Origin of the sequence: Aeromonas sp. 601039 (assembly GCF_049174415.1) — a bacterium.
In the GTDB taxonomy this organism is placed as follows: domain Bacteria; phylum Pseudomonadota; class Gammaproteobacteria; order Enterobacterales; family Aeromonadaceae; genus Aeromonas; species Aeromonas veronii_A.
Window position 1 is genome coordinate 104,964 of record NZ_JAAKTL010000012.1, and the last position, 20,527, is coordinate 125,490.

Here is a 20,527-nt window from a genome sequence, read left to right on the forward strand (position 1 = left end):
GCGCATTCTAGGCAATCTGTTACTATGGTAAAAATGAATTGTTGGCATTTAGCTATGGCTAATATCGATGGATAGCTCGCTCGCCCGTCTCGACCTCAATCTGCTCGCCGTATTCGACATGCTGATGCAGGAGCGCAACGTCACCCGTGCCGCCGAACGGCTGCATCTCTCCCAATCCACCGTCAGTCACGCCTTGGGGCGGCTGCGGGTGGCGCTGGATGACCCGCTGTTCGTGATGAGTCGGCGCGAGATGATGCCGACCGAGCGGGCCAAGGCGCTGGCCGGGCCGGTTCGCCAGGCGCTGGCGATGCTGGAGCAGGGATTGCGGCAGGCCAAGGGGTTTGATCCCGCCACCGCGCGGCGGATTTTCCGTATCGCCACCCCGGGCTCGGTGGAGCACGGGCTGGTGCCGGTGCTGGTGGATCGGCTCCATCGGCAGGCCCCTCACTGTCGGCTGGAGGTGTGCGAGCTGGCCGACAGCAACTACGAGCGGGAGCTGGAGAAGGGGGAGCTGGATCTGGTGATCGGTTTCGCCGGGGCGAATCATCTCTCACCCCGTTTGTGGCGGGAGGAGTGGTTCAACAACCCGCTGGTTTGCCTGTCGCCGCTCGGCAGCGAATTGCCCGATGTGCTGACTCCGGTCGAGCTGGTGAGCCGTCCCCACATCCACACCTCCAGCTGGGGTCACAGTCAGGCGATGGTGGAGCTCTGGCTGGCCCGTTTCGGGGTGGAGCGGGAGCTGGGCGTGCGGTTGCCGAGCTTTATGGCGGTGCCGCCGCTGATGGCGACCGGCCGCTATCTGGTGGTGGTGCCCGAGATGATCGGGCGCCACTTCTGCCGCTATTACCCGCTGCGGATGCATCAACTCGACCCCGCCATCCCCATCGTCTACCTGATGGCGGGGCACCCGCTGACCGCCCATGACGAGGCGATCGGCTGGTTCAAGAGCCTGCTGCACCAGCTGGTGTTCGACCTCTACGGCGACGATGCGCTCGGTACTCCCGCTCAGCGGATGCTGGCGAAGTAGTCGAGCCCCATGGCGCTTTTCACCTCCGCCAATACCTCATCGGTGATGATGCGGGCCTGCTCGGTGCCCTGATAGAGCAGTTCCAGCAGCATCTTCTTGTCGGCAATGGCCGCGGCCCGGCGCTCCCGCATCGGGGCGAGCAGGGTCTGCAGGCAGTCATTGAGCACCTGTTTGCAGCGCATGTCCCCCAGTCCGCCGCGCCGGTAGTGGGCTTTCATCTCGGCGACCAGCGCCTTGTCGGGGTGGAAAGCATCGAGATAGGCGAACACCGTATTTCCCTCCACCTGACCGGGATCGCTCACCTTGAGGTGGTTGGGGTCGGTATACATGGCGAACACCGCCTGTTTGATCTCTTCCGCCGACATGCCGAGCTCTATGGTATTGCCGAGGGATTTGGACATCTTGGCCTTGCCGTCGATGCCGGGCAGGCGGCCGGTGTCGCTCAGGATCGGCTGGCATTCGGTCAGCACCTCTTTGCCTACCAGAGAGTTGAAGCGGCGGACGATCTCGTTGGTCTGCTCCAGCATCGGCAGCTGATCTTCCCCGACCGGCACATGGCTGGCGCGAAAGGCGGTGATGTCGGCTGCCTGACTCACCGGATAAACCAGAAAACCGGCCGGCAGCGTGCGTTCGAACCCTTTCTGCTGGATCTCCGCCTTGACGGTGGGGTTGCGCTCCAGCCGGGCGACGCTGACCAGATTGAGGTAGTAGCAGGTGAGTTCGGCGAGGGCGGGCAGGGCGCTTTGCAGACAGAAGGTTGTCTTGGCTGGGTCGAGGCCGACCGCCAGATAGTCGGCCATCACCTCCAGCACGTTGTCGGTCACCTTGGCCGGATTGTGGCCGTTGTCGGTCAGCGCCTGCAGGTCGGCGATCATCACGAATTGACGGTAGTGGTGCTGGGCTTCGACGCGCTGGCGCAGGGAGCCGACATAGTGGCCGATGTGCAGTTTGCCGGTGGGACGATCGCCAGTCAGGATTACGGGGTTGTGCATGTCACTCTCTCCAGTTGGGTGAGCCGGGAGGCGACAAAGGGATAAAAACAGTTGACCGCCTCTCGGCGGTCACGGTGTTTTCTTTGGGAAATTTACAATAGAAACGCGGTGCCGCCTGTTTAGGAGCAGCACCACCAGTAGTTGTGATTGAATGAGGTCATGTTCATAGCAAATCAAACTACGCCGGTTTCATTACTTCTGCAAGGGGACGACCAGCAGATCGCAGGGCACCGTATTCATCAGCTGACGGGCGCTGGAGGTGAGCAGGCTCCAGAAGCTCTGACGATGGCCGCACACCAGCAGGTCGATCTCGTACTCCTTGACTGCCTGATTGACCCGCTCGCTCAGATCGCCGCAGATCACCAGCTTCTTCTCGATGGGGTAGTCCACCGAAGCGAGGAAGGCCTCCAGCTTCTCTTTCGCTTCGGCGATCACCTGATCCTGCACGTTGTCGATATCGATATCGATCATCTCGGTGTAGAGATCCTTGAGGTCCACATCGACATGGATAACCGACAGCTTGGCGCCGTTGGAGCGGGCTCTGTCGACTGCTTTGTCGATCACCTTGCGGTTGTCTTCAGAGAGGTCGATCGCGGCCAGAATATGCTTGTAATAGGTTGTTCCACTCATGGGGGTTCTCCTTACCGATCCTTCAGCCCACTATACCAATCTCTGCTGAAACTAAAATGGTGCCTCAGGCACAGTTTTGGGATTTAAATGAGTTTAATGACGTGTGACACAGGGTCAGCCACTCAGTTATTAACCACCATTTGCCTATAAATTAAACAGGAGTTTGACGCCGGTCACACCCCCCGGCTTGCCGATCAGGGGGGAGAGGCATAGGATGGGCCCGTGCTTCGCAATGAACACAAAACAACAAAAAGCATCTGAATACCGCTTTGGGGAGCCACGTGCTCCCTTTTGTTTATCCGCCTCATTTCCCGCGGCTTTTCTGACTGATAACGATCCGGCATCAAGTTAATCTCTTTCGATTTGGTTATGCTGTAGCCAATTTCTTTGGAGGCCTTCCCATGATCATTCATCCCCAGATTCAAGGTTGTGTTGCCCGCAACTGTCACCCCATCGGCTGTCGCGCCGCCGTGCAGCAGCAGATTGAACGCATCAAGACTGCGGGCCCGTTCAATGGGCCCAAGCGGGTGCTGGTGCTGGGGGCCTCCTCCGGTTTCGGGCTGGCGTCGCGCATTGCGCTCGCCTTCGGCGCGGGGGCCGACACTATCGGCATCTCCTTCGAGCGGGGCCCCTCTGACAAGGGGCTGGGCAGTGCCGGTTGGTACAACAACATCTGGTTTCGCAAGGAGGCGGAGCAGGAGGGGCGTATCGCCATCAACCTGATCGGTGATGCCTTCTCCGACGGCATGCGCCAGCAGGCCATCGACACTATCCGCCAGCAGCTGGGGCAGGTGGATCTGGTGATCTATTCGCTCGCGAGCGGCATCCGGGTGCTACCCGATGGCACGCAGGTGCGTTCGGTGCTCAAGACCACCGGCCAGCCGTTCAGCGGTTGGGGATTGGATCTGGAACGCGATACCTTGGTGCAGCAGTCGCTGGCGCCCGCCACGCCGGAGGAGATCCGCGACACCGTCGCCGTGATGGGCGGCGAGGATTGGCAGCTCTGGATGCAGGCGTTGCAGCAGGCGGATTGTCTCGCCCCCGGTGCGCTAACCGTGGCCTACTCCTACATCGGCCCCGAATCCACCTATCCCCTCTATCGGGATGGCACCATCGGTTATGCCAAGGAGCATCTGCACGCCACCGCCGAGACCATCAACCTGCAACTGGCCGAGCTTGGCGGCCATGCCTGGGTGTCGGTCTGCAAGGCGCTGGTAACCAAGGCGAGCGCCTATATTCCTGTGCTGCCGGTTTATCTGGGCCTGCTGATGGGGGTAATGAAGGAGCGCGGTGTGCACGAAGGCTGCATCGAGCAGATGCAGCGACTGTTTGCCGCCAAGATGTACGGGGCCAATGGGGTGGTGGCCGATGGTAACCGGCTGATCCGGATGGATGACCACGAGCTCGACCCGGCCATTCAGGCCGCCGTCTCGGCGCTCTGGCCCAAGGTGACGCCGGACAATTTCCACGCGCTGGGGGACTTTGCCGGGCTGCGGCAGGACTTCATGCAGCTCAACGGCTTCGAGCTGCCGGGCGTCGATTATGCTGCGCCGGTGGATGTCGCCTCCCTTGGGGAGCTGACCCCCTGAGCTGAAAGAAACGGGATCTCCCTCTCGTTGGCGGGTTGATTCGCGGCGGGAGTGTGGCGACAATCGATACCAAATCACTGAGGAGAAACAAGATGCTGGCCCAAGCCATGATCGAGAAGTTGAACGAGCAGATTAACCTGGAGTTCTACTCCTCCAATCTCTATCTGCAGATGAGCGCCTGGTGCGAAGACAAGGGCTTTGAAGGGGCGGCGACCTTCCTGCGCCAGCACGCGGTCGAGGAGCGCCAGCACATGGAGCGTCTGTTCACCTACGTGAGCGAGACCGGCGCCATGCCCAAGCTGGGTGCCATCGATGCCCCTCCCCACGAGTTCAAGTCGCTGGGTGACGTGTTCCGTACCACCCTGGAGCACGAGTACCACATCACCAAGTGCATCAATGGTCTGGCTCACGTAGCCTTCACTACCCAAGACTACTCCACCTTCAATTTCCTGCAGTGGTATGTGGCCGAGCAGCATGAAGAGGAGAAGCTGTTCAAGAGCATCGTCGACCGTCTGGGTCTGGTGGGTGAAGATGGCAAGGGCCTCTACTTCATCGACAAGGAGCTGGCCGAACTGGCCAAGGGCGCCCCTGCCAGCATCATGGACAGCAACGCCTGATAGTCGTGGACACTTAGTGTTCAGCCAGTACAATAACGGCCCTTTTAAGGGCCGTTGTTTATTCTGGTGGGCAGTCACCGTTGTGATGTCAGCCAGAGGCAATCTCGGTTCTGGCCAGGTGCCGTTTCTATTTTGATAAGTGAGTGATGATGAAGCAGGTCGATGTGGTGGTGATCGGGGCCGGTGCGGCCGGATTGATGTGTGCGGCGCAGGCGGGCTACCGTGGCCGCTCCGTGCTGGTGCTCGATAACGCCAAGAAGCCGGGCCGCAAGATCCTCATTAGTGGCGGTGGTCGCTGCAACTTCACCAACCATCAGGCGGGCGCTCACGCCTACCTGTCGGAGAATCCCCACTTCAGCAAGTCGGCGCTGGCTCGCTATACCCAGCAGGACTTCATCGATCTGGTGGATCGCCACGGGGTCAACTATCACGAGCGCACCCTGGGGCAGCTGTTCTGTCTCGAGAGTGCCAAGGAGATCGTCGATGTGCTGCTCACTGAGTGCGACTGGGCCGGGGTGACCCTGCAGTTCCAGACCGAGATCCTCACCGTCAGCAAGCAGGACGAAGGCTTTGTGTTGACGACCAGCAAGGGTGAGATCGGCTGTCACTCGCTGGTGGTGGCGACCGGCGGTCTCTCCATGCCCAAGCTGGGTGCGACCCCTTATGGCTTCAAGCTGGCGGAGCAGTTCGGCCTCAACGTGCTGCCGACCCGCGCCGGTCTGGTGCCCTTTACCCTCCATCAGGCGGAGAAAGAGGCGTTTGCCGATCTGGCGGGCATCAGCCTGCCGGTAGCGGTCACCGCCGAGGATGGCACTCGCTTCAAGGAGGCGATGCTGTTTACCCATCGCGGCCTCTCCGGCCCCGTCATCCTGCAGATCTCCTCCTACTGGCACGCTGGCGAGAAGATCCACATCAACCTGCTGCCGGAGCTGGATATTCCGGCCGCCCTGCGCGAATGGGCGCAAGCGCACCCCGCGCAGGAGCTGAAAACCGTGCTGGGGCGCGAGCTGCCCAAGCGTTTCGTCGACAAGCTGGTGGAGTTGGGTCAGCTGGTCAGCAAGCCGATGCGCCAGTACAACGAGCGGGAACTTGAAGCGATCGCCAACCTGCTGGGTGACTGGCAGATCCTGCCCAACGGCACTGAGGGGTATCGCACCGCAGAAGTGACCTTGGGTGGCGTCGATACCAACGAGCTCTCCTCCAAGACCATGGAGGCACGCAAGGTGCCCGGCCTCTACTTCATCGGCGAAGTGGTGGATGTGACCGGCTGGCTGGGTGGCTACAACTTCCAGTGGGCCTGGTCCTCCGGCTGGGTGGCTGGCCAGTTCTGTTGATAGGAAGAAAAATCTGTGCAGAGATCTTGCCATACCTATTCATGTAAGAACTTTCCTTTTTGTGTGGCGAGCTCTTTTATTGTTCAACTGAGTGCAATGAAATATGCCCCTTATGAAAAAGGGGTATTAGATGATTGCTCGGGTGATAGGGTTGTTATGTATTTTTCAATGGTCATGGGCTGCAGAGTCATTTCAGTTCCAAAGCTATCGGGATGGATTCTTGCGCATGATGCTAATCACACCCAGCGTCCAGGGAGAGCTATTTTTACGGGGTGATGATAAATTGGTGCCATTACAAGGCGGTATAATCGAAGATTTGTTTACCCTGCGTATTCCAGTATCCTGTCAGTTATTAAGTTCGCAACAAACTATCTATTGGTCATCGCCAGGACGGCCACTAATCAAGGGTCAGGTGCCGGCACAGTCGTGCAAGCGTCTCCCTGAGTTGCCATTGAAATTGCCGGTTCGGGTTTTTTCCAAAGGTGGGAAATGCCTGATCGATACTGCGGGTAATACTTTGTGGCATACAGCATCTGAATTGGCAAAGAAAAATAGTGCGTCTGTCTATCAAAATGTTTACGCATTATTTCTTACAAATAAACCCGCCTTTGCGGGGCAAGATATTCATCGGTTACGTACTCAGGTTCTTCATTGTCCTGATCCAGCATTGTTTGAACATATCGATGCTGAACATGCCCGCCAGCTATTTAAGGAAGGACTACTGTTGCAAAAACAATAAAATCTATAATGAATTGAAAGCCATATTGCGATTGTTTTCGTCATTTTATACTGAATCAGTCTCAGCCTATTGCATAGGCTACCCTCCCTATTGGGCGTTTTTATGCCGATGTTACCACTCTCGCCTATTCAATTAAGTTGTTGTCATGTTGATGACTTTTAAATGAGTTTTTAAACGCATAAAAAGCATAGTATAGTTGCCTTTTATTTAGAGTGGTGCGCAGTTTTGAGATATTTATAACTGTGGTTTTATAAATATACAGAACAAGAATGTGTAGTAATGTTATACTAAGGCAGATGCCATGATTTCATCATGGCATCTGCCTTAATTGTTGTGTTATCTCAGCCTGGCAAAGCCAGGTATTAATTTGGTTAATATATTGGCAGCATCAATTCCAGAGACCGGTAAGAATGATTTTTCCACTCTGATGAACGAGCCCTTCCCAGTCATCACCGCTCACTGTTTTTCTGGTCATATTGTCAGTGAGTGAAAATTGCAGGCCCAGGTCATAGAAGCGGGTATAACCTATACCCCCCTCATCCCATTCTTGTGCTGGTCGTGATTCAATAATCTTTCTGGACCTCAGGTCTATGGGAGGACCATTACACTCTATGGGCGTGGATACCGGCTGGTTACCAGCAGAGCTGAAGATGATGCTGGTAGGCACAGGCACTGCCCGGGAGGATTCGATTTGTCCGTCCGGGTAGAAGGTACACCGACCCTGATGGGGAATACCGACATCTTGCGTGACTTTGACCTCCAGTCGGGCCGCATTGGTATAACCGGTTTCCGACAGCTCGTAGTTAAACACCAGATTGTCCTTGCCCACCTCACCGGTCTGATAAGGCGATGGGTTACCATCGGCCGACTTGATGCTCACTGTCTGTGCTCGCGGTATAAACTCAAAACCGCCCTTAAATGGTATGCGTAAACCTTCCAAAGGCGAGTTAGTATATGAAGTGATAAGTTGGGCTATGTTATCTATATTTAATTTTTTGTCATTTGCCATGTTTTTTATTAAATTTGAACTTAAAAACATTTTTATCTGTGATGTGCCACGCTGCTGCCTTACTCTTTGAGAGCTTGAATAGTTGCTACCTTGCAAGCCAACCCAGTCCTCATTGGCAAACTTAAAAGCCACTTTATCATAAAGAGTGATCTTGCGAGCAGAAAAGAAAAAAGGAGCTAAGGGCGAACTGCTAGTGCCGTTCCAATCTAGCTGATATGAGGCAACGGTACACGAGATCCCCTTGGCGTAAATAACCGTATCGGCAACACAGGAGCCGCTTCCACCGGGGGCTGGGAGCGGATTGCCATTGCTATCTATCACGATCTCTTCATTGATATCTTTGCTGACAAGCTTGATGTGTCCGACTTTATTGGTGGTTAATTTACGCACGCGCCAGTCGACTGGCCCGGTTTGGGCGGTGCAACGATTGGAGTTGTTCTTATCTTGGTAGATGCAATAGTTGAGGTCACGCACTACCGATGTGCCTACTGGCATATCCCGCAGATACCAGAATGCACTTTGCGATAATTTGCTGAGCAAGCCAACGGTACGACTGCTAGGGTCGCTGAAGCCATAGAAGCCTTTGGAGTCTATCTGAGCGGGCCTCACACGTGTATTCTTGCCGATGCATCCCTGCTTATTAGAGCCATTACTGTCACACAGCAAACCCACATACGGGAAGGGAATGGGGCCATCCTCCCATACATCTAGTTTGTAGCCATCCAGTAATCTTGATGGCAGAAAAGGAACATCATTGTTAAAGGCCAATACACCATCAGATGTACCGCCCAGATTAGTGATGTTAACATAAGTTATATCAGGGGTATAAGCCAAGAAATCGGGATGGTTCTCTACGCTAAGGATTACAATGTCTGACGCTCGTTCGATATAACGGACCGGGGTGTTGGCCATCACTTGGGAACTACTTAGCAGTAGCGTGAATATTTTTACAAGGTTTTTCATAAATTTCTCGAGGGTGTTTTAAATATTTCAAAGTAGTCATGCTTTGACATGTTTTATTTCAGTCGACAGGCCATGTTTGCAGATGTGGTATTGTTTTTATTGAATACTGCACCGCGAGGCAATAGTATTCATCATGGCATTTTCATTAATTGTTGTGTTATCTCAGCCTGGCAAAGCCAGGCATTAATTTGGTTAATATATTGGTAGCATCAATTCCAGAGACCGGTAAGAATGACTTTTCCACTCTGATGAACGAGCCCTTCCCAGTCATCACCGCTCACCGTCTTTCTGGTCATATTGTCAGTGAGTGAAAATTGCAGGCCCAGGTCATAGAAGCGGGTATAACCTATACCACCCTCATCCCATTCTTGCGCTGGTCGTGATTCAATAATCTTTCTGGACCTCAGGTCTATGGGAGGGCCATTACACTCTATGGGCGTGGATACCGGCTGGTTACCAACAGAGCTGAAGATGATGCTGGTAGGCACAGGCACTGCCCGGGAGGATTCGATTTGTCCGTCCGGGTAGAAGGTACACCGACCCTGATGGGGAATACCGACATCTTGCGTGACTTTGACCTCCAGTCGGGCCGCATTGGTATAACCGGTTTCCGACAGCTCGTAGTTAAACACCAGATTGTCCTTGCCCACCTCACCGGTCTGATAAGGCGATGGGTTACCATCGGCCGACTTGATGCTCACTGTCTGTGCTCGCGGTATAAACTCAAACCCTCCCCTAAAAGGTATGGATAGACCATACAGGTAACCGGTTTGATATGTGGCATACAGTTCCGCGATGTCATCAAAATGTACTTTATTTTGCTTGTACATTCTCTTGAGAAGTGCATTATTGAAAAATACTTTAATCTGTTCTGTCCCGCGTTGGTTGTTAATCCTTAATGAGTTAACTATAGTTTCGCTCCCAGGATAAAGAATCGACCAGATTTGTTGGCCAAATTTGAAGGCTATTAATTCATCGCTACTATATAGGCGTTCTTTGAGAACCCCAGAAAAAAAATACTGCTCTAAGGGTGAATTCGGAACTCCTACCCAGCTTAGGTTGTATGAGGCAATGGTGCATGTGAGCCCATTGCTATTGCCCACCCTGTCAGCAATACAGGCGCCGCTCCCACCGGGGGCAGGAGTAGGGTTGCCATTGCTATCTATCACAATCTCTTCATTGATATCTTTGCTGACAAACTTGATGTGCCCGACCTTATTGGTGGTTAATTTACGCACGCGCCAGTCGACTGAGCCGGGTTGGGCGGTGCAACGGTTGGAATTGTTTGTATCTTGGTAGATGCAATAGTGGAGGTCACGCACTATCGATGTGCCTACCGGCATATCGCGCAGATACCAGAGTGCACTTTGCGATAATCTGCTGCTCAAACCACCGACACGGCTGATACGGTCACTGAGGCCATAAAAGCCTTTGGCGTCTATCTGAGCAGGCCTCGCTCGTGTACTGAAACCGCTGCACCCCTGCTTATAATAGCCATTATTGTCACACAGCAAACTCGCATACGGGAAGGAAATGGGGCCATCCTCCCATACATCCAGTTTGTAACCATCAAGTAAGGCTTGTGGTAAAAAATTATCATTTTTACTGAAACTCAACCCTCCATTGGTCTTGTCCAGATTATAAATATTAACATAGGTGGTATCAGGCGTACGAACGAGCAAATCGGGGTGCCCCTCTACACTTATAACGACCAAATTCGATTCTCTGTCGATATAGCGGACCGGGGTGTTGGCCATCACCTGGTAACTACCCAGCAGTAGCAGCAATATTTTGGAAAAATGTGTCATGAGTTATCCTGATATGTTCAAAATATGTCAACCCAGTCGTGTCTTGAATACTGTTTTCAGTCCGCGACGTTTAGGGATGCATCATCACGAAGAGAAGCGGATGCGCTTATGCGTTAAGCTGGTGAGCATGCTTGACCTATGGTCATAAAACGGCGGTCATACACGATCAGCTTCTGATTGCCGGATTGTGCAATCTTGGTGTTATACCAAGTCTCCCCCGGTAGCAGATATTTGGTATCTGCCGTGCTGTCTGGTTCATTACAGCCTTTTTTGACAATAAACTCAAAGAAGGTGTTGCCTGTGTTGCGAATCGTCCCTTCGCTTTCATCGAGCTCGTAATTGAATTTCTCCTGACGGGGTCGCACCACCAGAATGGATTGCACCTCAATGTTCAGCTCCAGTGTACCTTTGCGATCGACGGGTGGTTTTTTTTCAAGCTGGGCTGCGGGTGATTCGACAAAAAAGACGCGATAGTAGCGCTCCTGATCATCCTTGGTTCCCTTGTAATAGATTTTGACATTTTGCCTCTGCCCTTCGTGCAGTACAAAGCGTTTGGGGGTGTACAGCAGCTCACCGGGCAACATGGCCAATGGGTAGCCTTTGGCTGTGGGGTCGCTTATCTTCTGTGCTTTGACTTCATACACCTTGGGTAAACGGTCATTATTAATAATGGTCCGCGCTATCAAATCACTTGATGGTTCCATGATTGCTGTCATGGCACCTATATCAATGGCTGTGACGGGAAGCCCCCAAACCAGCGAGATCAAACACAAGAAAGTACGATACATATCTATCTCTTCCAATAATAAGTTCTGGTGACCTTCATCATGGCCTGGGGCATTTTGCTATTCACCATCTGTCGAACATTCGATGAGTGACCGGAGCTTTGATTGTCATCAACATTGCCCGGAGTGATACATCCTTCCTTGATAAGGTGCTGCTTGTACCACCTTTATCGGTCTCACAAGCCAGCTGTCCTCGGTTTCGTTTTCAATTAACAGAAAATGATGGCGTCGTGCTTAATCACAATGACCCAATATCCGGTGCAGTCAGCGCAGCGTACAACCATTGCGTCGAGCAAAGAGAGGCCTTCACGGTTAATTCCTTGTCACCATCGCATATGTCGGCAGCCCCTTGCAGGTAATGACCCCTATCCAGGCGGCGCCAGTCTGCTCTTCAAGATCCAACTCCGCTTCACAAAAATCACTGCCGCGGCGGAACATCAACATGGGGTTGGCTTTATCCACATCCAGAGAGAACTCCCCTGCTTCATTGGTGACCGTGCTGCCGATGTGATTATCCAACCTGGCATTGGTCAGCAGGCTGCCATCCTCTGCCTTGATGATGCCAAACACTGTGACCATCTCTTTGATATTGTTGCGTGCATCCAGGGTGGCCACGTTGCCGGGAAACAGGGTGTAACGTTGTTTACCGGTGTTTATTTCATAGCTGTCCATGCTGGTTTTGCTGTTGAGCAGCTCGATTTCATATTCCTGATAGGGTTGCAGGGCCAGGAAGGTTTTCTCACCTTGCAGGGGATAGTCCTGGCCATTGACCTTGGCCAGCATTTGTCCACCACCAGATAACCCGGTATCGATAAGCACGCCAGCGTTGGCCTCGTTCCTGCCTGATGCTGCCAGGTGTTCACCCGCAGTGGCGATCGAGCCCCGTGCGATCAGGTTGCCGTTAAGATCACCCTGACTGCTGCGCGACAGACTGGAGGTGCCGCTAATGACTTGATGCTCGAAGCCCAAGGTACCCGAGAGGGCGGGTGAACCTCGTTCATCACCGTTCAAGACCTTTTGGACGTTGAGAGAAGCCAGGTTGACAACCCCCTCCAACCGCTGCTGGTAGTTGAGGTTGGCAATGCTCTGGCCCTGTTCGTTGCTGCTCATGCCCATGCTGAACAGCTGGCCCAGCGGCAAGCTGTAATCGAGCGTGATGCTCTTGTTGCTGTTGCTACCGATGCGGTCATCATTGCCGCTCTGCACGCTGGCGCGCATCGACAGGTTGCCATAGCGACCGGAATAGAGGTGCTGGTAGTAGTCCAGATAGTTGCGTGTGCTGCCTATCTCTTTGTCATGGGTAGTGCTGAACGAGAGTTGGCCCAGGCCATTCAGCCAGCCGCCAAGGCTCAAACTGAGTCCTGATGAGTAGAGGTGGCTTTCGCTGAGGTTAAGGCGTGAGCCGCTGCTCAGCTTCTCTTGTGAAGCCCAGAGTGACACATTGTCGATCGGTTGTACGCTGATGTTGCTACCTGCTCGCCAGGCGCTATCAGAAGAGGCCATGGCCTGGGCGCCCAGGTTGATGCGTTCATGGGCCTGCCACTGTATCCCGCTTTCAGCAACAACGGCCTGGTTGAAGGCATAGCTGGTACCGGAATAGGTGAGGGCATCCAGGGTGCGAGAGAAAGATACGCCCAACAAGGGAGAGTCACCCTGCTCATCTGAGGTTGATTCCATCCAGCCCCCCCACCACTGCCAGCCCCAACGGCCGACGAACTGGTTGCCCCCTCCCAATTTGGTGACGCGCTGGGTGCTGGTGTCGGTCAAACGTCCATCAACATAGACTTCAACGGTGACGTTATAGACACCACCAGGGAAGGAAGTGGTATCAATACTCTGGTTGCCGATATTGAGGTTCTGCAGCCCAATCAGACGGCCATCCCGATAGATGCGCGCTTCGCCGTTGGCGGGCATAAAGACCTGCACCGGGGTCGTGGATTGGTTGGCGTTCTGCTGGCGAGACTGGGCCTGGTTGCCATAAGAAGCACCATAGATACGTCTGCTGTTCAGGGCTGTGACCATGCCCAATGTTTGCAAATCCCAGGTCGATACCATGCCAGCGGCCAGACGACGATCATCCAGATCCCGCTCGTACATGGCACTGTAAAGTGTGCCGCTTTGCTGTGGCTCGCCCAGGTTGAAGAGAGAACCATCCAGCGTCATGTGATGCGCCCCGTAGCCGAAGGTACTGCCAAGCTGGACAAAGTTGGAGTCGAGATAGCCGTAATCCGTGTTGTTGAAGGAGTAGCCCAAGTTGTAACGATGCACGCTGGTCAGCGCCTCTACACTGGGTGTCAGGCTGGTGCTTGAATCTTGGGTAGCGGCCATCCCAAAGGCATCGCGAGAAACCTCTATATTCAACTGCATGGTGAGCAAATCCAGCTTCATGCTGGCATCGGAATTGACCTCCAGATGACCTTGCTCATCAAAGGTGCGTTGTTCGCTATCGGCAGAGAGGGTCGAGACCAGCGCCTCGTTGAGCTGCGTCTGTTGCTGGCTGGCGCCGAAGTCGATATTCAGCAGTTGCAACTGCTGTTCTCTGAGCACCAGAGTGGCACTGCCAATCGGATCTGAGGTGAGGGTTTCTTTCCCGCTCAGTTCATCCCGATAGTGCAGCAGCACAGGGACTGACAAACCATCGCGCAGTGCACTGGCAAAACTGGCTGGAATGATGACATTGGCAAGGCGCAACGGTGCGATCGATTCTGCGGCTGCGCTGGTGGCAAGCAATAGAGCGGCAACACTGACGGCATATTGTTGAATCCAGGGGCGCATCATTTATCCAAAGTAGTGATTAGTCTGCTGCTTGAGCTGGTCGCTGCAAGGTTACTTGACGGTGGCAAAGTCTTTGCCGAGCCAGAGACCGACGTGACTCTTCTCGTGATTGGTATCAACCCGTTTGAAGACGCGCTGTTTGCCCGGCAAGTCGTAATAGGTCTCTTTGCACTGCTTGCCCGGTTGGTCGCGGCAAACACCATAGGCCACCACCCGATAAGAGGCATTGCCCCGATTGGTGAGCTCGCCATGGCTCAAGAGATAGTCAAAGCGTACCTTGCGTGGGGTCACCACCAGAATGGTGCCGATCTGGGCAGAGGTAGTGGCCATCGCCTGACGACTCTCGTTGCGCTGCTCATCCATGGAGAGCGCCGTATCGCGCCAGGTGATGCGGTAGTAACGCTCCTGGTCATCAGCGGGACCTTTATAGAAGAAACGCACGTTGTTCTTCCCCTTGGCGGGCAACATCATGCGTGCCGGTGAGAGCAGCAATTCACCCTCTACCTCCATCGGAATGTCTACCCCTCCTTCTTCAGGGGATGAGATACGCGAGATATTCACCGTTACCAGTCGAGCCTGGTCACTGTTGTTTTCAATCTCTTTGGCCACTTCGGTTTCATTGCTATCGATAAAGGTCGTGACCGACCCTACGTTGATCGCATTGACCACCGGCAGATAAAACAGGCCTGCCAGCAGAAAGATCGTGAATCGCATGATGGTGTTCCGTAATTAAAAAAGGGGGACCAGATTGGCCCCCCAGTTGGAGTCGGGTGGCGTGTTTAGGCCCAGCTGGCGACAAACTCAACGCTGACCTCACCAGACCAGATACCGTCAGGCAGGGTGGTGAATGGGGCGTTTGTCCCATTGACGGTGGCGCTGTCGATATTGAAGCTGAAGGCGGCCTGAGCACTGGTGCGCTCACCAGCGGTATTGGCGCCCTGTGCAACTGGTGCCAGGTTGCCACCATTGATGCCGGCTGCGGTGTCAATCAGGGTGGTGTAGCCTGTGGAAGCGACCGGCTGGCCCATCCAGAACACACCCACATCGACAGTTGAACCGCCGCTCAGGTGGTTCAGGGTACCGCTCAACTTCTTGGCCTTGAGGGTAAATTCGGTCAGCTCAGCGCCCACCTCGCCGGCATTACCCTGAACGCTAACGTCGAACAGGCCATCGACGGTGTTAAAGCCCTTGATGCCTTCGGCATATTGGAATGCGAGGCTGCCCAGCGGAGTGACGACCAGGTCGCTACTGGTATCTTTCTTGGCTGTGGCTTTCCAGGTTGCAATGGAAGGAGGTGCTTCAACTGCAGCATGGGCAGCAGTTGACGCAAAGCCAGCTAGAACGATGGCGATCAGAGTCTTTTTCATTATAAATCCTCGGTTGTTTTTATATTCTGGTGATTGAATATGCGTTCTCGTGGTCTTGGCTGGTATGCAATGCACTTATTATCGGAATCTCACCGCGACATGCCTGTTTGCCAAGATGGAAAAATATTAATCGGCCATGTTTCGAGATGCGACCAAAAAGCATGTAGGACAATTCCTAAGGTGCATTTAAAAAACAACAACGGGGTTTGTTGTTTTTTTGTTGGTTATTTCGGTGACTGTTGTTGCATCGATGTTTTGGCAGGGATGCTTGAAACAATCTATTACGAAATAGTTATTGCTAGACATAACAATGTGTTAAGTGGTAATCGAAAGTACCTTTGCTTTACCATTCCTTAACGTATAGTTATGTAGGGAATCTTATAAAGGCATTAATTATCAATGATTTACAAGTAGATCTTTCTCTCCGTTAGCGATGGCCACATTCAGCTATAATCATGATGCATCAGACATTCATGTATTAGCTCCAGCAGTAAATGCCAGATAAGATTCATGATTGATGAGGCGTTCATTAAGCTATTAGAAAGCTTGGCTATGGCTTGATACGCCTTAGGAACTCAAGTAAAGCTAAGAATAGACAGCATTATTTTGGTTTTCAGTTGGAGCCGTCCTGGAGGGAGCATGAGAAAAGTATTGGTTGTGGATGATCATCCAGCAATAAGAGTTGCCATTCGCATATTGTTGCAACAAGAAAATTATATAGTTGCGGGTGAGGTTGATAATGGTGTTGATGCCCTGTCAGTTTTTAAAAAAATCAATCCGGATATTACTATCATTGATATCGGAATTCCAAGTTTGGATGGTATAGAAGTGATTAAAAGAATTAGAATGGAGGGATCGCCTGCTATTATCATTGTTTTCTCCGCGCTCGATAGTCAACATAATATGTTAAGGTGTTTGCAAGCCGGAGCAGATGGTTTTGTCTCAAAATTAGATGATATTATGATGCTTAAAAAGGCTATATTGAAATGCCAGAGTCAGAAAAAAGCTTTTCCAAAAAAAGTTATGCATCATGGGAAATATGCAGAGCTAATTGATGGAGATAATATTTTCAGCACCCTATCAAGTCGAGAAATGACAGTGTTGCGCAACCTCTGCCTTGGCAAGGCAAATAAGGAAATTGCTATAGATATGTTGCTTAGTGAAAAAACCATCAGCACTTATAAAGCACGACTGATGGCAAAGTTAAATGTTTCCAATATTGTGGAGCTAATAGAACTAGCAAAGAGCAAAAGTCTTTTTTGAGTGGACGCCAATGAAAATGAACAGCTTCATTAAATATCTTGCTATTATGCTGGTGATACCTTTTTTTAGCTTTGCATCATCGAAAGACGAATATATTAAAATTCATTCTCGTGAGAAATCGTATAACTATAAAAACACCTTGCCGGCATTTAATGCTGAACAACTAATATGGTTGCGTAAAAAAGAGCAATTGGTATTGGCTGTGCCATTGCCTGATAACCCCCCCTTGGATATTACCATTCGCTCAGAAAACTATGAGGGTGCAACGGCCGATGTACTTGGATTGCTGTCGAAAATTCTTGATATAGATATTTTTGCCAAAAAATACCCTTCACGTGATGCAGCGATCATGGCTGTCAAGATGGGTGAGGCTGACATGATCAGCTCTGCCAATGGGTATGAGATAAATAATGGATTGTTATTAACGGATGTCTATCTTGAAGATCAGCCGGCTCTCTATAAAAACATCAGTGTAAATAATAAAAAGATAAAAAATATTACGGTGGCAGAAGGTTATTTGCCTATGGCCGAAATAATAAAAATATTACCTGGTGTGAAGATAGATATACATGCCTCAAAATACAGTGCGGTAGCTGCGGTTGCCTATGGTGAGGCTGATGCCGTATTGATTGACATGATATCAGGTAACTTTATTGTCAATAAGCTTTATCAGGACAGTGTGCATCTGGTTAGACCACTTTTTGCGCAGACCAATGGTTTTGCATTTGGACTCAAGTCTGATGATGATCTCCTAAGAGATATAGTGAATATTGCTCTCCGTGTCGTCACCACGTTCCATCATGACTCTATTTTGAAAAGATGGAGTGGTGGGGGCCTATCTATCGAATCAAAGCCTGCCATGCTGACGGAAGAGGAATGGCAATGGATCAATAGCAAAGGGGAGCTTAGAATTGCGGTAAATAAAGGGGCACCGCCACTGAGCTTTATCGATGTCAGAGGTAACCTGCATGGCATCTCTCTGGATGTATTACAGGTGATTGGTGCCAAGCTCGGCATTCAGGTCACTCCCGTACCTATCGGCTCTTCTCTTGAACAGCTAGAAAGACTGGGGCGCAGAGAGGTTGATGCCATCGTCATTACCCCGACGAAAGCTCGTGAAGACACGCTGCTGTTTAGCCGTGCGTTTATGCTTGATCCCATTGTGATGGTCGTTAAGAAAAATCCACAGCGACCATCTGCCAGCGAGATATTAGAACGTGGCCGTATTGCGCAGATTGAGGGTGCTCGATTGGAATATCCTTATGGGGGCCAGCTATCAGTCAATAAGCCAGTATGGGTGAAAAAACTTACTGACGCGGTGGAATGTGTCTTCTCTGAACGATGTGATATGGCACTGGTGCCACTGCGAGCAGCCAAGTATCTGATTAACTCAGAATATTCAGATAGCTTGATCATTGCTGGTGAGCTTTTTGATTCGATGCCAATAAGAGCATCCTTTGCTGTCAACCAAGATCAGTCAAACCTGATTGGCATCATCAATAAAGTATTGGCCTCCATCCCACCTGATGAGCTGGATATATTGGCATCTCGCTGGCGAGTCAGTGCAAAACATGATGAAATGTCTTTTTATGAGTTTATAGTTATTTATGCTAAGTATATTTTTGCAGCACTGCTGACGCTGGTATTAGCCTTTTTTTGGATACTCTATTTGCGCCGGCAAGTCAAGCTGAGAAAAAAAGCGGAAATAGAGCTGAATGCACAGCTTAACTTTATTGAAGAGTTGGTGGATAGTACTCCCCATCCTATTTATGCTAGGGATGTAACAGGTCGCTTGATACTCTGTAATAGCAGTTATGCGGCATTTTTTGATGTTGAAAAAAGAGACTTGATCGGCTTGACAATAGAAGAATGTGAGCGACGCTGGCCATATATGTCAGTCCTTGGCGATGTTTATCGAGGGACTCTTCAGGATGCAGAGCCCAGAGATGGCGATCATGTATTGCTGCTGACCGATCGAGTTTTAAATATATATCACTGGATACAGGTTTTTCGTGGCCTTTCAGAAGAGGTCGATGGTGTTGTCGGTGGCTGGATAGACATCAGTGAACGAGTCTCTTTGATCGAGAGACTAGATAATGCAAGCCGTGATGCTCAGGCGGCCAGTCGTGCCAAGTCAACCTTTTTAGCCACAATGAGCCATGAGATCAGAACGCCGATGAATGCCATCATTGGTTTGCTTGAGTTGACATTAAGAAAGGATGGCTTGAATACGGAGGACCGTGATGCAATTCGAGTCGCCTATCAAGCGTCGCATGATTTACTAGGGTTGATAGGTGACATACTGGACCTTTCAAAAATTGAATCAGGCAAACTGGAGCTGTCTCCATCACCGCAACAAATCAATGTGCTTAACCAGTCTGTAATCAATGTTTTTTCTGTCGTAGCACGTCAGAAGGGACTGACCTTGAAATTATACGACCAGCATGATGTGGCCGTCATGGTTGACCCTATTAGGTATAAGCAGGTGCTTTCCAACTTAGTGAGTAATGCCATTAAATTTACCCGCCAAGGCGGTGTCGAACTGGCGGTTGATTTACGGCCAGATGGAGAATGGTGTGACATCACCGTAAGTGTCGCTGATACCGGGATCGGGATCAGTAAGGAAGATTTGGAGTATCTGTTTTTGCCCTTTAGTCAGGCTACGCAACCTGCCGATATACAAAAATCTGGCACCGGGTTGGGACTGATGATCAGCCGGACTCTGTGTCAGATGATGGGAGGTGATCTGGAAATAAACAGTGAGCTGGGACTGGGGACAAAGGTAATCGTGTCGCTTCGTTTGCCTCTTGCGGAAACCTTGGCTGTCCGAGAGTGTGGCTCAGAAGAGAGGTTTACTCCGTCATATGACAATGCGGGATACCGTATTCTTGTTATTGACGATCACCCGACAAATCTCTTGCTGGTCAGCCAGCAACTGACATTTCTAGGTCATGAGGTGCTGACGGCCAGCTCAGGTAAATCCGCTCTGCAACTGTTGTCACAGGAGCCTGTTGATATCATCATTAGCGACTTCAATATGCCTGATATTGATGGTTTGGAATTTACCACTTTGCTGCGCCAGCAGGAGCGAGATAATGAAGCCGTGCGTACCGTAGTGATTGGTTTGACTGCAGATGCTCGCCAAGATCAAGTGCAGAGGGCCATGGAGGCTGGGATGGACGATTGTTTGTTCAAGCCCGTGAGTCTCGATGACCTCAAGGCATGCTTGGCTACCCACCACCCAGGGAAAATATTGCTGGCTCCTGAAGATATGGCTACTCGATTCATGCATAAATTGAGCAAACTTACGGTAGGGAACAGTGAGCTGATGAGCGTATTGATTAATGAGTTTGTCACTGCATCTGAACAAGACATGCAGCATCTTGCTGAAGCCTGTATGCAAGGTCATAGCCAGAAGTTTTTGGCCCAGCTGCATCGTTTGAAAGGGGGGGCCAGGATTCTGGGAGCGGATGAATTGGTTGCCTGCTGTAGCGAATGGGAGCAGTCACCTCGTCTGTCGGTTTGCATGCCCGCAGCATTGAGACAGGTCCGAAATATGTATCAACAGGTAAAGGCTGGGGTCGATTATTGGAATAAAGCACACAAAACGAGAGGGGAGTAACCCCTCT

General features: G+C 51.6%; 15 protein-coding genes. 7 read left to right on the plus strand and 8 right to left on the minus strand.

Features of this window, described 5'->3' with window-relative positions:
• Window positions 1–67: 67 nt before the first annotated feature.
• On the plus strand, window positions 68–1,027 hold the full coding sequence (locus G5195_RS11985) for a LysR family transcriptional regulator (protein ID WP_042656845.1): 960 nt from the start codon (window positions 68–70) through the stop codon (window positions 1,025–1,027).
• Here the strand turns inward: G5195_RS11985 and trpS are convergent.
• Both trpS and G5195_RS11995 read right to left on the minus strand, forming a co-directional pair.
• Window positions 1,006–2,019 carry a tryptophan--tRNA ligase gene (trpS, locus tag G5195_RS11990; RefSeq protein ID WP_069529120.1) on the minus strand — a complete coding sequence of 338 codons (1,014 nt, stop codon included), beginning with the start codon at window positions 2,017–2,019 and terminating at the stop codon, window positions 1,006–1,008. The genes G5195_RS11985 and trpS overlap by 22 nt on opposite strands.
• Before the next feature lie 192 nt (window positions 2,020–2,211).
• Window positions 2,212–2,649, minus strand: a complete 438-nt coding sequence (locus G5195_RS11995; protein WP_005339229.1) for a universal stress protein — start codon at window positions 2,647–2,649, stop codon at window positions 2,212–2,214.
• A 401-nt stretch (window positions 2,650–3,050) separates the two neighbouring features.
• Here G5195_RS11995 and fabV point away from each other — a divergent pair, with 401 nt between their 5' ends.
• The 4 genes from fabV to G5195_RS12015 all read left to right on the plus strand — a co-directional run bounded on the left by fabV (window position 3,051) and on the right by G5195_RS12015 (window position 6,928).
• A complete protein-coding gene (gene fabV, locus G5195_RS12000; protein WP_421236172.1) occupies window positions 3,051–4,238 on the plus strand; it encodes an enoyl-ACP reductase FabV in 1,188 nt (395 codons plus the stop codon).
• A gap of 92 nt (window positions 4,239–4,330) precedes the next feature.
• Complete coding sequence (ftnA, locus tag G5195_RS12005) at window positions 4,331–4,855, plus strand: non-heme ferritin (protein WP_005339225.1); 525 nt, start codon at window positions 4,331–4,333, stop codon at window positions 4,853–4,855.
• 149 nt (window positions 4,856–5,004) lie between these two features.
• The gene (locus G5195_RS12010; protein ID WP_421236173.1) at window positions 5,005–6,189 is read left to right on the plus strand and encodes an NAD(P)/FAD-dependent oxidoreductase; all 1,185 of its coding nucleotides are present in this window, start codon (window positions 5,005–5,007) and stop codon (window positions 6,187–6,189) included.
• A gap of 130 nt (window positions 6,190–6,319) precedes the next feature.
• Window positions 6,320–6,928: a hypothetical protein gene (locus G5195_RS12015; protein WP_421236174.1), complete on the plus strand. Its 609-nt coding sequence runs from the start codon at window positions 6,320–6,322 to the stop codon at window positions 6,926–6,928.
• A gap of 388 nt (window positions 6,929–7,316) precedes the next feature.
• Here G5195_RS12015 and G5195_RS12020 read toward each other — a convergent pair whose 3' ends face one another.
• The 6 genes from G5195_RS12020 to ecpA form a co-directional block, all read right to left on the minus strand.
• The gene (locus G5195_RS12020; RefSeq protein WP_421236175.1) at window positions 7,317–8,900 is read right to left on the minus strand and encodes a hypothetical protein; all 1,584 of its coding nucleotides are present in this window, start codon (window positions 8,898–8,900) and stop codon (window positions 7,317–7,319) included.
• 209 nt (window positions 8,901–9,109) lie between these two features.
• Window positions 9,110–10,708: a hypothetical protein gene (locus G5195_RS12025; protein WP_421236176.1), complete on the minus strand. Its 1,599-nt coding sequence runs from the start codon at window positions 10,706–10,708 to the stop codon at window positions 9,110–9,112.
• A 113-nt stretch (window positions 10,709–10,821) separates the two neighbouring features.
• Window positions 10,822–11,496 carry a fimbria/pilus periplasmic chaperone gene (locus tag G5195_RS12030; protein ID WP_421236177.1) on the minus strand — a complete coding sequence of 225 codons (675 nt, stop codon included), beginning with the start codon at window positions 11,494–11,496 and terminating at the stop codon, window positions 10,822–10,824.
• Between the two features lie 309 nt (window positions 11,497–11,805).
• Window positions 11,806–14,268, minus strand: coding sequence for a TcfC E-set like domain-containing protein (locus tag G5195_RS12035; RefSeq protein ID WP_421206747.1), 2,463 nt, complete (start codon window positions 14,266–14,268; stop codon window positions 11,806–11,808).
• Window positions 14,269–14,319: 51 nt separating this feature from the next.
• Complete coding sequence (locus tag G5195_RS12040; protein ID WP_421203626.1) at window positions 14,320–14,982, minus strand: hypothetical protein; 663 nt, start codon at window positions 14,980–14,982, stop codon at window positions 14,320–14,322.
• A gap of 65 nt (window positions 14,983–15,047) precedes the next feature.
• Window positions 15,048–15,635 (minus strand): common pilus major fimbrillin subunit EcpA, encoded by a 588-nt coding sequence (ecpA, locus tag G5195_RS12045; protein ID WP_421203624.1) that lies wholly within the window; start codon window positions 15,633–15,635, stop codon window positions 15,048–15,050.
• A 639-nt stretch (window positions 15,636–16,274) separates the two neighbouring features.
• On the opposite strand from ecpA, the gene G5195_RS12050 reads away from it, so the two are divergent.
• Together G5195_RS12050 and G5195_RS12055 are read left to right on the plus strand one after the other, a co-directional pair.
• Window positions 16,275–16,898, plus strand: a complete 624-nt coding sequence (locus G5195_RS12050) for a response regulator (protein WP_421203623.1) — start codon at window positions 16,275–16,277, stop codon at window positions 16,896–16,898.
• A gap of 10 nt (window positions 16,899–16,908) precedes the next feature.
• Window positions 16,909–20,520 (plus strand): response regulator, encoded by a 3,612-nt coding sequence (locus G5195_RS12055; protein WP_421206745.1) that lies wholly within the window; start codon window positions 16,909–16,911, stop codon window positions 20,518–20,520.
• Window positions 20,521–20,527: the final 7 nt, after the last annotated feature.